This is a genomic window from Ferruginibacter sp., assembly GCF_028288465.1.
Taxonomy (GTDB): domain Bacteria; phylum Bacteroidota; class Bacteroidia; order Chitinophagales; family Chitinophagaceae; genus Ferruginibacter.
This window is the reverse complement of sequence record NZ_JAQBNR010000075.1, coordinates 44251-57568: the sequence shown is the minus strand read 5'-3', so window position 1 is coordinate 57568 and position 13318 is coordinate 44251. Positions and strand designations below refer to the sequence as shown.

At 41.9% G+C, this 13318-nt stretch carries 11 protein-coding genes and 1 pseudogene; 2 read left to right on the top strand and 10 right to left on the bottom strand.

Annotation, left to right across the window (positions count from 1 at the left end; all coding sequences use genetic code 11):
- A partial coding sequence (locus JWR61_RS27825; protein ID WP_301930908.1) for a hypothetical protein occupies positions 1 to 237 on the bottom strand: 237 nt, incomplete at its 3' end.
- A gap of 22 nt (positions 238 to 259) precedes the next feature.
- Here JWR61_RS27825 and JWR61_RS28365 point away from each other — a divergent pair.
- Both JWR61_RS28365 and JWR61_RS27820 read left to right on the top strand, forming a co-directional pair.
- Positions 260 to 316: pseudogene (locus JWR61_RS28365) on the top strand (hypothetical protein); the annotation flags it as partial.
- A gap of 21 nt (positions 317 to 337) precedes the next feature.
- A complete protein-coding gene (locus JWR61_RS27820; RefSeq protein ID WP_301930907.1) occupies positions 338 to 544 on the top strand; it encodes a hypothetical protein in 207 nt (68 codons plus the stop codon).
- A 1003-nt stretch (positions 545 to 1547) separates the two neighbouring features.
- On the opposite strand, the gene JWR61_RS27815 is transcribed toward JWR61_RS27820, so the two are convergent.
- The 9 genes from JWR61_RS27815 to JWR61_RS27775 all read right to left on the bottom strand — a co-directional run bounded on the left by JWR61_RS27815 (position 1548) and on the right by JWR61_RS27775 (position 13138).
- A complete protein-coding gene (locus JWR61_RS27815) occupies positions 1548 to 2732 on the bottom strand; it encodes an ATP-binding protein (protein WP_301930906.1) in 1185 nt (394 codons plus the stop codon).
- 523 nt (positions 2733 to 3255) lie between these two features.
- Positions 3256 to 3765: an acetolactate synthase small subunit gene (gene ilvN, locus JWR61_RS27810; protein WP_301930905.1), complete on the bottom strand. Its 510-nt coding sequence runs from the start codon at positions 3763 to 3765 to the stop codon at positions 3256 to 3258.
- A gap of 32 nt (positions 3766 to 3797) precedes the next feature.
- Positions 3798 to 4622 (bottom strand): class II fructose-bisphosphate aldolase, encoded by an 825-nt coding sequence (locus JWR61_RS27805; protein ID WP_301930904.1) that lies wholly within the window; start codon positions 4620 to 4622, stop codon positions 3798 to 3800.
- Positions 4623 to 4626: 4 nt separating this feature from the next.
- Entirely contained in the window at positions 4627 to 5568 is a 942-nt protein-coding gene (locus JWR61_RS27800; protein WP_301930903.1) for a carbohydrate kinase family protein, read from the bottom strand.
- Between the two features lie 40 nt (positions 5569 to 5608).
- Entirely contained in the window at positions 5609 to 6796 is a 1188-nt protein-coding gene (locus tag JWR61_RS27795) for an SIS domain-containing protein (protein WP_301930902.1), read from the bottom strand.
- 4 nt (positions 6797 to 6800) lie between these two features.
- Positions 6801 to 7739, bottom strand: coding sequence for a DMT family transporter (locus tag JWR61_RS27790; RefSeq protein WP_301930901.1), 939 nt, complete (start codon positions 7737 to 7739; stop codon positions 6801 to 6803).
- 101 nt (positions 7740 to 7840) lie between these two features.
- On the bottom strand, positions 7841 to 9835 hold the full coding sequence (locus JWR61_RS27785) for a S9 family peptidase (RefSeq protein WP_301930900.1): 1995 nt from the start codon (positions 9833 to 9835) through the stop codon (positions 7841 to 7843).
- Positions 9836 to 9887: 52 nt separating this feature from the next.
- The gene (locus JWR61_RS27780) at positions 9888 to 11249 is read right to left on the bottom strand and encodes a DUF4832 domain-containing protein (RefSeq protein WP_301930899.1); all 1362 of its coding nucleotides are present in this window, start codon (positions 11247 to 11249) and stop codon (positions 9888 to 9890) included.
- A gap of 2 nt (positions 11250 to 11251) precedes the next feature.
- Positions 11252 to 13138, bottom strand: a complete 1887-nt coding sequence (locus JWR61_RS27775; RefSeq protein WP_301930898.1) for a glycoside hydrolase domain-containing protein — start codon at positions 13136 to 13138, stop codon at positions 11252 to 11254.
- Between the last annotated feature and the right edge of the window lie 180 nt (positions 13139 to 13318).

The window sequence follows — 13318 nt, the reverse complement described above, 5'->3', positions numbered from 1 at the left end:
GGGATTTTCTATCGGGCTGCTCATGGCTGTTTTACAACCCTTACTATTGCTGTTAACTGGCCACATAAAGCTTGTGCCGATACCTGGTATTTCTTTTATGACAATCGGTACGTCGTTTACATTATACCTCCTGATTGGTTTAAGGGAAGAAATAGCATTCCGGGGATTTCCTTTATTCAGCATAAACAAAACCGGCGGGCCATGACTGGCGATACTAATAGTAGGAATTATTTTCATAGTTGAACATATTGCTGCCGGCATGAGTTGGTGGGCTGCGATTTTGGGAAGCGGTACTGGTTCCCTTGTCTTTGGATTTGCAGCCCTAAGATCAAAGGGGTTGGCATTATCAACCGGCCTGCACACCGCCTGGAACTTTGACCAATGGACACTGGGTTTTAAAAATGAGCCAGGTATATTTAAAACAGTTATTGAGCATGGTTATGAAGGCAGAACGCAATTGCTGGGCTGGGTTAGTTACCTGTGTTTAATGGGGCTGGCAGCATGGCTATTATATAGCTCATGGAAAAAGAACCGGACACTGTAAGCCAATTAAAAAAAAGCTTTGCGAAAAATTTTCTTCATTCGCCAGTAACAAAAATTATTTGCTTGTTTGTATTCGAACTACTTAAGTTATTCAAAACCATTACTTTAAAGGAGTCAGATAAATTGTCATGTAACTCTTCGAACTTAAAAACCCGTTCTGAGAGCGGGTTTTAGCATTTGTAAAAAAATGTCGTCCTTACAAGATTTGAACTTTGTAAAGTAAATCTACTTCACCTATAAGAATTCTCAGGAAAAAATGCGAATTTGTTGAACCAAACACCCTTGGATTGATTTGACATTTGAGAATATCAAGATATCCAATTGTGTCGCGCAACAAATTCTGGATTACCATGGCCTGCATAATAAATTTGTGTTCACGATTTTTAACTGGTATGGGCAATTAAATTTCTGTCTATGAAAGGGAATAAAGGATTAGTTGATGAATAGTGCAATAAATGAGGGTTATTGCGTAACTACCTACGGGATGGTTTGATTCTACAGCAAAAGGTCCTTATAAATTACACTTCACAGGTCAATTTCAACAAGGTTTTTGAGCGCTATAATTTTGTGAATTGAAGGAGGTCGCCTTTCCATTTGGATATTCGCATTAAAGGAAGTCGGGTGATATAAAAAAGATAACTCTGCCTTATAACAAAATTTAAGATCTAACTGTTTAGCCTATACAATATCATAAGATAAAAGCTATGTAAAATATTGAATAAGAAAGCTTTACCAAACTATGCGGAATGGACGGGGACAACTAAATGTTCGAAAATCCAATACCATTAATACTTTTAGCTCCAAATGGTTGTTCGGGTAACCGAAATTTCACCCTGATAAAATAATATCAAATAACCCTTCTACAAATTTAATAAAATCCAACCAAATTCTAACTGAACCGAAAATGTTTAGACTAAACTACTCTCCAGTCCCATGTTGGTTTTATTGAAACAGATTTAAGTTTAACTCCTGACAATGAAATCTTTCAAGATTGCCGTCTATTTTTAAAACAGATTGACTGGGTTTAGTTTAAGGAAATCATGCCAGGACAATCCTGCATTTCCAATAAGTAAAACTTTATCAGGGGTAAATTTATTTTTAAAAGCAGTCATTTCTGAAGTGGAACCGGTGGCACCGCTTTTTACTTCCAGGCCAATCACTTTTCCCTTTCGTTCAATAACAAAATCTACTTCCTCATTTCGCTCTCTCCAATAATGCAAGTTGAATTTTTCGGTAAGTGAATGATTGATCAAATGTGCACCAATGGCAGATTCAACCATGCGGCCCCATTCATCAGGTTTGGCAAGTGTATCTTTAAACAGATCATTTTTCTGAGCGCTTATTAAAGCGGTATTGTGCACTTGAAATTTAGGGCTGGATGATCGTTGACGGATGACATCCGGTGCATATTTCTCGATACCTGCCAGTAAACCGGCCGTATCCAGTAATTCTAAATAATGAGACAAGGTGGTAGTATTTCCGGCATCCTGTAGTTGGCCAAGTACTTTTGTATAGGAAAGTATCTGCCCTGAATACAAACAGCCTAATTCAAAAAGTCGCTTCATTAATGCAGGCTTATCTACCCGGGTCAGCATAAGTATATCTTTTGAAATACTCGTCTCAATGAGTGATTCTGTTACATATGTTTTCCATCGCTCTTCATCATCAATCAAACTTGCTGAGCCGGGATAACCACCAAACCAGACATATTGATTTGTATTCCATCCAAAGGCCTGCTGCATTTCATCAAAAGACCAATGTCCCATATAAGTGCTTTCAAACCTGCCTGCCAAAGATTCGGTAAGACCCTGTTGCAATAATAACCTGGAGGATCCCAGCATGATTACTTTCAAGTTTAAATTGTTTCGGGTGTCAGTATCCCACAGCAGCTTTACAGTTTCACTCCAGTTATCAATTTTCTGTATTTCATCAATCACCAATAAAAATTCTTTTGTTTCACTCAGTGCCAGTTTTATGCGGGCAGCCTCCCATTGCTGTTCCAGCCAGATCGCATTGCCGGCAGCTACTGAGTCCGCAGAAACAAAATGGAAATCAATTTTTACCCGGGCTGTCAATTGTGTAACTAAAGTTGTTTTGCCCACCTGACGGGGTCCCATAATTACCTGCATGAACCTTCTCTGCTCCTGCATCCTCTTTATAAGAATCTGTAATTGATTACGTTCGAACATATTTTACATTTTACTCAATATAATGAGTAAAATTACTAAAAATTATGAGTAAATAATTAAATTCACGAGATTCTTTACAGTTGTTAAACAACGTAATTGAGCAAGGACTTGTCTGCTACTTGTGCGTACTTAATACAATTCCCCTTGACACCAACAAGAATATTTATGTTTGACGAAGGAGAGTGGGCTACCAACAGAGGGTTTTTGAGAAATGAAGATGAGAGAGAGTTAGATCCTACTGCAAGGTGTAAGTTATGGATTGTACAGCTTCCGTTAATTCAACAGTCGATACTAGCTATTTCCCTGCTGTAATTCTGTGTTTAGAGACAGCACGTGTGTTATGTTAGCTTTTTTGATGATAGTTCTTTAAGCCTTTTTAGTGTATGGTTGTTATGTTGCGCATAACTACAACAAAGTTTGAGTAAAGCACCCTTTTCCAGCCGCTCCACTTAAGTGCAAATTCAGTACCTGCCACTGTTGCGAGGTGTATTGATTTTCGTTTTCAACAACCTCAGATAGACTGCTATGGCTCTATCTGCTTCAATCGCTGATGAATTGGAAGGTTGGCATGCATAACAGCAATCAGCCCGCTTTTAGTTATTTCTACTATACCAAATGGCACCAGCGCCGCATTGACTGTTTTATTTATTTCTGCAGAACAAGTTGTCTCTAAAATCGTGTAGTTATCCTGAACACATATGCACCTGACATCCATAAACTGTAACTCTTTTTCCATTGCTTCCATTGTGCTGCTTACCTTGTACAGCACATGCTCCTGCGCTACAATTTCTTCATCAGCCTGAAAAAAAGTTTTAAACACACCTACCTGTTTATCGATTTGCATTGAGATCTTTTTTGTTGCCTCCGCGGTTTCATTAAAAACTATTGTAAACCGGTGTATCCCTTCTACTTCCGAGGCAGCTACGTTAAGGCTTTCAATGTTTATGCGGCGCCGCAAAAACATGGTGGTTATTTTCAGCAGCAAGCCACTGGTGTTTTCAGAGTAGATGATTATAACAAAAGTCTTTTTCAATTTTGATAATAATGCTTAATCCAGTGCGCCGGTTAATTGTTTTGAACGATTTGTAATTTTTCTTTTACCAGTTGGGTCACACTATGAGTAGCCACGGGAAAAACTTTTCTTAAATCAATTTCCTCATTATTACGAAGGATGGACTGCAGGGTTTTCATAAAGATATTTTTTATTTCTGTCGCCAGGTTTACTTTACATATACCCAGGCTGATGGCTTGTTGCAACTGGTTTGCAGGCACGCCGGATCCTCCGTGCAATACAAGTATAGTGCCGACCTGCGCATGGATATCGGTGAGTAAATCAAACTGAAGATTTGGTTCTTCTTTGTAAAAACCATGAGCAGTACCGATCGCTACCGCCAATGCATCTATGCCGGTTTCTTCAACAAAAATTACTGCTTCTGCAACCTGCGTAAAGCCATTCATTTTTGCGTGCGCCTGCCCAAGCTTTGCAACGTAGCCCAGTTCGGCTTCTACATTTACGTTATAGGCCGCGGCCCTTTTTACCACTTCTTTGGTGATCTTAATATTCTCATCCAATCGCAACTCGCTTCCATCTATCATTACCGAATCAAAACCGGCGTCGAGGCAAGCCTGTGCCAGCTCTACGGAATTACCATGGTCTAGGTGCAGCCAGCCTTCCACTCCATATTCCTTCAAACCTGTTCTTGCCATACAAACTGCGGTATTCAATCCCATGTAGGATATAGAACTATTGGTTAATTGTAAAATCAGTGGCTGCCGTAGTTCGCTTGCTGCTTTTAATACACCCTGCAAAGTTTCAAGGTTGTAAAAGTTGGTGGCAAGCAAGCCCTTCTTCTGTTCGGTTAGCAACCGCATTTTTTGCTTTAACATCATATGCTTAAATTTCTGTGTTGAAAAGTTTTTTGGCTGTGGCGGCGAAAGATGAGCGGTCAGAAAAGGCACCTGTGCCGCCCGGCGCTGTTGTATTTATTGCGCCGGCAAGATTGCCAAACAGCAGGCAATCGTGCAAAGATTGGCCCTGCAGATAACTGCTGATGAAGCCGGCGTTAAAACTGTCGCCTGCACCAATTGCATCTGCAAACTGCGTATGCAGGTAAGGTGCGGCCTCCGTGTAAACGCCTTTGTTATATGCCAATGCCCCGTCCATACCACGTTTTACCACAATAGTGTTGCTGCAGGTATCCAGTACTTTCAATGCATCAGCCAGTTTCACTGTTCTAGTCAACGCTAATAACTCTGCTTCGTTTGGCATAAAAAGATCAACGTACGGCAAGCATTCTTTATAAGGAAATTGCCATTCATTGGCAGGGTCCCATTGTATATCAAGGGAAGTAGTGAGGTCTTGCTCCTGGGCTGTTTTAAACAAGTGCACAATATCTTTTTGCAGGCCCTTTTGTAAAAAATAAGAGGATAAATGTAAATGCCTGTACTGCGAAAATTGATTGGTATCTATATCAGTTATTTTAAAATGTTCCATAGCGCCGCAGTGGGTAACATTGGCACGGTCCTGCCCGTAATTAAGAATGATAGTAACGCCTGTTTGATATTGGGGTACCTCTGAAATTAATTGTGTGCAGACCTTTTTAGTGTTGAGTTCTGTGATAATGTATTTTCCAAAATCATCCATACCTACCATTCCGCAAAAAGAAGTCCCCACCCCTAAAGAAGCCAGGTTGGCGGCAAAAATGGCGGAAGAACTACCCAACGTAAAGGTCATTTCATCGGCTAAAATTTCCTGTCCGATTACAGGCAAGCCTTTTATTTTGTCTAACAAAATATCTACGTTTAGTTCACCTATCACCAATACCTCTTTCTGCATAAAATTTAATTTGCTGTTCCCAATAACCGATTTCCAATGATTAAAAACCCGGGGTGCTTTTTAAAAGCAAGTGATCCGGATAAATGGTAACTCCCTGTACAACGCGGCTGATGGTGCCAGACTTTGAAGGGCTATCGGGCCGGAGCCCCCGGTAAAGAGAATGATAAAAACCCATTAGCTGGCCTATTAAAGCAGCACTGATAAATGCGAGTTCGTTTAATGGATCCGCAGGCTCAGAAAAAGTGATCGCCAAAACCGAATTTTTCAGACTTTTTATGCAATGATTATAACTTATCGTAGGAGTATTTCTTGCATCGGCATCTATAGACAAACACAGGTCCCGCTCGTATAAAAGCACCTGTTCATCACTGCATAACAGGTACACGATGAGTGTGCCCTGGTTTACAACTGCCCGTGGCCCGTGCCTGAAGCCCAGAAAGGAATCATGCTTGCAAATAACCTGCCCATCTGTTAACTCCTGCAGCTTTAGATGGCATTCCCTTGCAATGGCTAACATCGGACCTGATCCTAAAAAAATAACTCTTTCATAAGGCTGTTCTGCTATGGCTTTTATCCTTGCCAGGTGCTTTCCTGTCAACTCAGTTGCTTCATTGATGAGTACCTGTAAAGAGGGCAAAAACGTTTCGAGCAGACCGATCTTTGAGATGAGGATGATAGACAATAACATCCCTGTAAAGCTTCCCGTCATTGCCAGGCTTTTATCGTTGGCAACTTCCGGCAACACGAGTTCATACGTATTAAGCAAATCATTTTTCAGCAGTTCACCATCCGGGTTACAGGTTATGATGAGGTGAAAAACAGTATCGCAATATTTATTGGCCAGCTGAACGGCAGCAAGGCTTTCAGGGCTGTTGCCGGACCTTGCGAATGACACCATCAACGTGGGCATTTCTTTTATAAAATGCAATTGCGGATGGGTTAAAAGGTCGGTGGTGGCGATGGCCTGTGTTATCCTTTTTGTATTTGCCTGAACGATACCTTGTGCCGCTTCACCAATAAATGCAGATGATCCGGCACCGGCTAAAATAATCCTTAGCCCGGTATCCGCAAGCAAGGGCGACATAAACCTGAGAAGTGACTTTTTTTGCGAAAGGATGAGGTCATATACCTGCTGCCAGAGAACAGGCTGCCCTTCAATTTCGAGTGCAGTGTGCAGCCCTCCCTTTCGTTCTATTTCTTCTTTTGTAAACTGTAAATATGATGGCATAATGTTAGGATTCTATTTCATTGATCAAAGCAGGACTATCTGCTAAAGCGTCATTTTTCTTCTCCATTTTACTTTCGGCATTGCCCATTAATAATGCTGATACAATAGCCAGCAGGATGCCTCCTGTTATTAAAGGATGAGGCATAACCTTATAAATAATAAGGGAAAGAATTACGGTGAGTACAGGAGATAAAGCCGTTGTCATGGGAGCTATAATAATGGCTTTGCCATAACGAAAAGCATACACCAGGCATAAAGCGCCAAATGCATTTAAAATTTGTATTGCGGCAGCCAGGTAGGGCCCGTTAAAACCATAATTTATCGGCTTTGAAAAATCTGTCATCCATATGGCTATAGGAATAAGTGCGACTGAACTAATGGCCATGTAAAAGAAAATACTTTCCGCTTTCATGGAACTGTTGGCAAAGCGCATAACAAAACCTTGTGCGCCCCATGCCACCAGGGGTATAACGGTAAGCAGTATCCATAAATAGCCTGATGTACCAGCGTTTCCCGGAGGAATATAAGATAAGAGGAATATTGCTACAACGGCAATGCCTATTCCCAGCCATCCGGTTAAGCCAGTGCGTTCTTTCAGAAACAATACCGCCAGCAGGATGGTAACAACGGGTGTTAAAGACAGTACAGGAAAAACAATGTATGCAGGTGCGATCCTTAATGTAAAAAATAAAACAAGCTGGCCGATAGCTCCCAAAAAACCAGCTAAACATCCAAACAAAACAGACTTTTTGTCGAAGTCAAGTTTGCCTTTGTTAATGATAAGGGCTACGATGGTTGCGGGGATCATTGTAAGTGCCCACACAACATATCCCAACGTAGCAGGAAACCCATTTTTTTCAGGCAACTCAATCAGTGCACCCCATGCTCCCATGAATACAACATGTATCATTACAAAGCTCATCCATGTCCGCGTTTTTTGCATATTATTTGCTTAAAATAGTAAACTTGTTTTCTTTATCATTTTGTATTGCCAACAGCGTCTTTTTTAATGAGATGCTGTTTGGTTTAATAAACTCATTGCGACTATAACTGAGTTTTCACTAAATATTTACCGAACCAATTAATGGTACGCTGCAGCAGATCGTACCGGTTATGCGGTGTAAGATCAGGCCGCCATCCGTGGCCTTCGCCTGTGTACTGTACCATGGTACTTTCAACACCCATTTTTTTGAGTGCGACGTACATTTCTTCGGCCTGCGAAAGCGGCACTTCGTTATCAGCCTGCCCGTGTACAATCAGGGTTGGGGTGGTAACATTTTTTACATTCCGCAAAGGCGACCATTGCCATAGCAGCGAAAAATTATCATAAGCGCTGCCGTTGAACTCGGCTTCCATGAGAGAGTGGTACAAGGAAGTGCCGGCAAAACTTACGAGGTTACTAATGCCTCCATCGACCAGAGCTGCCTTAAAACGATTAGTTTGTGTGATGATCCAGTTGGTCATGAAACCGCCATAGCTTTGGCCTGTTACTCCCAATAGATCAGCATTTATCCAGGCATTGTTTTCAATGGCCGTATCTACACCAGCCATCAAATCTTTATAATCTCCACCGCCCCAGTTCAACACACAGCCATTGGAGAAAGCCTGTCCGTAACCACTGCTTCCCCTGGGGTTAATAAATAAAACGCCATAACCATTGGCAGATAACAACTGCATGCGCTCTTCAAATTCGTAACCGAACATGTTGTGCGGGCCACCATGAATAACAAGCACCAGCGGATATTTTTCGGCTGCATTAAAATTAGCTGGCTTTATTACCCAGCCTTGTATATGCTTGTCGTCAAAACTTTTAAACCAAAAAGTTTTTGCTTCCTGTATATGACATTGCTGCAAAAGGCTATTACTGTTATTAGTTACCTGCCGGCTGGTCTTTGTACCTGAATTATGTAAAAATATTTCTGTTAGATGAGTGGTATCTGTGCTGATAAAACACATGGTATCACCCGCCTGGCTGATTGCATATTCAAGAATGTGACAATCTTTTCCCTCCACATGTTCTGCATCGCCTGCATTGATACCTGCTTTATAAATTGCGGTAGTACCTTCGCTGCCTGCAGTAAAATAAATTTCATCAGCTTTTGGGTGCCAGCTTATCTGTTCAATTCTGCGGTCAAATATATGGCCGGGCGAATGTGTCAAGCAACGCACCGACCCATCGCGGCAGGCAATAATATACAACCGGGTATCTTCGGCGGGGCTGTCGTTGGTAGACACTTTGTTGAGTGTTGCAAGAAAGGCGATATACCTTCCATCCGGCGACCAGGCAGGTTGGTAAACTGTACCAAAATTATTTGTATGCCGGGTAATGTTTCCTGACGGAAGATCGGCACTCCACAAGTCATGTAACTGATTGTTATCGGGGTTTTCAGACCTGTTGCTTACAAAAGCTATTTGCGTGCTGTCGGGCGACCAGCTTATAGAATGCTCGTTATACTCACCTGCGGTAATCAACCGGGTTTCACCGGCATTTACATCTGCTACCCAAAGGTGCGAAAGTGCCTCGTCCGTAATTAATGGCCTTCCCCTTCCTCCCTTGGTTTTGTACAATAGCCTGTCAATTACTTTCACGTTATCATCTGCTGTTTCCACGATCGAAGCTGCATCAGCACTAACATAGGCAATGTGCTGTCCATTGGGTGACCATGCAAAATTCTTAATCGCCAAATGCCCCATAAAATAATGAGATTCATATACCGGCGCTAAAGGCTTGCTTATAGCTTTGTCTGCAGAATAAATCCAGATATAATTGACACCATTATGATCTGCCAGGTAAGCTACTTCGTTTGCTACCGGCGACCATTGAGGAGCAGAGCCTTCCCATACATTTATCTCTTTCTTAGTAGATAACTCTATAATGGTAATAAAATCTTTGTGCGCATTTTCTTCCATAACTACTTTGGTAGTTACATACGCCAGCAACTTACCATCGGCAGATAAAGATGCTCCGCTTACCATGCGTAAATGCTGCAAGTCGTCTATGGTAAGGGTATGTTTTACTATGTTCTGCACTTCACTCATCAAACAAAGATTATCTTAAAAATTAAATTCTTTACAACGTACCAGCCACTGCTTAGTCAGCGATTGCTATTGTTCCCATGCTATACCATCCATCCTGTGTTTTACCGGCAATGGCTAATTTTATTGCAGGCTTTTTTGTAGCGGGAGCAACAATGGCCAATTGAACTTCATATTCACCAGCTTCTATCTGAGCAGGAATAGTGATAGATGATTTTACATCCGTACTGCCAGGGAAAAGCTTTTTCAAATCTACATCCGATGCAATAATAAATTTACTGGCCGCATTTTTTTTCGATACCAACTGTATCGCTAATTCATACATATTATATACAGGGGCTACACCTTTGTTTTGCCATTTCATGGTACAGGTTATCGCTTTTCCTTTTGCTGCTTTGGAAGGAAAAGTAAGTTCACTTAACACAAGGCGGTAACCCAATTTCTTTTCAAATTCCACCACTTTGGCGTACCATTCTTTTGGTATGGATTCCGTGCCATTGTTTACACCCGTGGCATGCCATTCAAGCGCCTTGTTCAAAGTGTAATCAATATCCCAGCCCCGTTTAAACCATTCCTCCATCGTCCAGCAGGTTTCCAATGCAACAGGGCCGTTCTTCCAGGCCTCATGTGCTTTTGCGCCATCCAGGGCTTGCGGGTATACGCCCTTCATGTGGTTCCAGCCAAGCGAATCCATATCGCCCCAGCAGTCTGCACGCCAGCCCGAACCTTTCGACGTTCCATATTGAAACCCATATTTTTGTTTAAAAGCTATTAAAGCTACCAATGGCGTTTTCTTAAATTTAGCAAAGTAGGCATCAATTATTTTCCGGGCATTTTCATCTGAAGGAAAAACAATTTTAGCGGGGTCTTTTGCATCAGGGTCAACATGCCATTCGCCCCACTGGCCTATAGTTCCCATATCAACAAAACAAACATCGGGGTTTCCATCATAACGGGCACCCAAAGCTTTTATTAAGTTAATCTGCTTTTCAATAAAAACAGCATTATCATAAAAGGGTGATTTAACGCCGGCACTCAATGCCCATTTTGGTACTTTCATGTCGACATCCTGGCACATTACGCGAAAGTTAAGCATTTGCCCATTGCGTACGGCCCTTGCCATGGCACTATCTATCAGTGCATAATTGATCTCTCCTTCTTCCGGCTCCAGCACATCCCAAAAAATTCTTTGCTGATAAACGCCGCAAAGCGGATGAATACGGTCACCAAGATTTTCATTTAACGACCTGCCCGTAGAAGTGAACCCACGGCCCGGATTTAGCAGTGTGCTGTCGATTTCAACAGGCTTAACAACAACAGTATCACTATGCGTACCGCAAGAAGTAAACAGTGCGCCTGAAATAAGAAGGGCCTGAACTGCTGATAGTAATTTTTTAAAGACCGGTATTTGTAGCATAATTATTTGCCTCCGTTTTTTGTAGCTTCATTTATAAGTTCTCCTAATTCATTTCTACCCGCATCCCACTTTTGCGGATCGTAGCTCCACACATTTACATTGCCTACCGCCTGATCACCAAAAGGCCGGTCGATTATTTTATTAACGATATTGCTCACACGGTCTTTATTTTTGTCGATTGCTGCAAGCATTTTCATGTACTCATATTCCTGTACGCCATCACGCATTGTTTTTAGCCTGATGGAGGGGCAAGGCCCTTTTACATTTGGAACAATACCTCCACTATACAGCACCATACCGTTTCCATTCATTTTCTTTTCGTCATAGCCATCAGCGTTTCCTCCATCGTTGGCGCTTTTCCATGTTTCTGCGTCATACCACCCTGCTTTCCAGCCGGCACCTATGCCCCAGCTTATCCAGGAATAGGCGTTGTACTTCCAGGCGCTCCAACTGATGGCACGGTCGTTCACCAGGGGCAAGTCAGTAAATGTGGAGCTGCCCACCCAGCTGTTTACTTTGCTCTCGTATATCATAGGGCCGTACAACCATTGCTTGATACCCATTTTCGCATACTTATTAAACCTGTCATTATTAAACTCTATCGTGTGCACTGCCCATGAAGTAATGGCGTTTTCAATCACCTGCATGGCAGTATCATTGTACCCGCCATCAACCCTAAATTCAGCTTCGGGATATGCTGTTTTAAATAAATTACCATAGTAGGCCATCCTTTCCCAGGCCTCCGGAAAATAGGATTCGTCAAGCCCGTTTAAATACACGGTCAGGCCTGTTTTTTTAGGATCCACCATACTCTTCAAATGGTTTCTTACACTATGGATAACATTAATGTAGGCTGCTTTATTTGCCGCATTTTTTTCTACATCAGGCTTACCTACATCCGGCCAGCCAGGGGTGTCATGTTTTCCATACACATCAAATGGCAGTAAAAATGTTTCAAAGGGAGTTCCATATCCCGGGCCATAATCGTACCCATTCGCTTTGGTAAATGCTTCGCCGGTTAAATATTTTTTCAGCCGGTTGTCAAACTTGCCCCAATCGATTGTAACGTTGTTTCCAACCTTTTTCATTTCGGGTTTATAAGTCGGGTCCATCCCACCGATCCTGTTGCGCTTCATCAACTGGTAAATTTCCAGTTCCTGCTTTTCATCCATGTGGCTAACAAAGCCTTCATGTTGTAAGCTTGCCTTTAATAAATTTTCATTCGGTATCGCAAAATCCCACACCTTCAATTCAACCTGTATTGATTGGGTAACACCTTCAATGGTAACCGATATACTGGTGGAATATAAACCAGTTGCAGCAGCTGTTTTTTCAAAAGGAATGTATTGATCAACCCAGATGATCTGTGATTTTTGGTGATTGATACGGTTATTAAAATCCGGCAGTTGCAATGGATATACCCATGCATTTACTTTGAGCGGTTTAGTACCCTGCTGGATATATTTAAAGGGTATCAAAGCATCCGGGTACCAGCCTGTACCGAGCGCAGCTTTGGGATAACCGGTACTTTTCGATTTTACTTCCACTGCCCATTCTAAAAATAACTCGGGAAGAATTTCAAAAGCGGTGCTGTTGTTTTTAAATGGCTTCATGAACACATCAATGCCCTTTAAAGGTTTTTCAGTTTCATTGGTCAGCACCAGTTGAAAGGAAACGTATTCGCCCCTGGCGGCTTTTAACGATGCCACTTTTCCGTTGTACACCCAGTTGTATTTTAATAACAACTCATCGCTGCTATTATCATTGTAGGGCTTATCAAAAATACGGTTGGTAGATGGATCTATGCGCATAGAGGAAGGCAAAATAGTTATGTGCCAACGTGGAATACTGTCTGTTGCCCAAAGTTTGCCCGTTATTATGAACAGCATTAAAAATATCACCGGCTTTATCATATGTCAATAAAAAATTTATAGCTCATTACACATTGCCGTTAAGTTAAGGGTTGGTAGCACACCAACCCTGGCGACCATCTGTTGCGGGTATCTCACCCGCAACCTGATGTTTTGTTAACCTAACGGCATTCGGACATTTTACCAAAACCTAATCTC

Excerpts from the sequence above, each read along its gene's own strand:
- JWR61_RS27815 (WP_301930906.1), bottom strand. The coding sequence starts at position 2,732 with ATGTTCGAACGTAATCAATTACAGATTCTTATAAAGAGGATGCAGGAG.
- JWR61_RS27805 (WP_301930904.1), bottom strand. The coding sequence starts at position 4,622 with ATGATGTTAAAGCAAAAAATGCGGTTGCTAACCGAACAGAAGAAGGGC.
- JWR61_RS27800 (WP_301930903.1), bottom strand. The coding sequence starts at position 5,568 with ATGCAGAAAGAGGTATTGGTGATAGGTGAACTAAACGTAGATATTTTG.
- JWR61_RS27795 (WP_301930902.1), bottom strand. The coding sequence starts at position 6,796 with ATGCCATCATATTTACAGTTTACAAAAGAAGAAATAGAACGAAAGGGA.
- JWR61_RS27790 (WP_301930901.1), bottom strand. The coding sequence starts at position 7,739 with ATGCAAAAAACGCGGACATGGATGAGCTTTGTAATGATACATGTTGTA.
- JWR61_RS27785 (WP_301930900.1), bottom strand. The coding sequence starts at position 9,835 with ATGAGTGAAGTGCAGAACATAGTAAAACATACCCTTACCATAGACGAC.
- JWR61_RS27780 (WP_301930899.1), bottom strand. The coding sequence starts at position 11,249 with ATGCTACAAATACCGGTCTTTAAAAAATTACTATCAGCAGTTCAGGCC.
- JWR61_RS27775 (WP_301930898.1), bottom strand. The coding sequence starts at position 13,138 with ATGCTGTTCATAATAACGGGCAAACTTTGGGCAACAGACAGTATTCCA.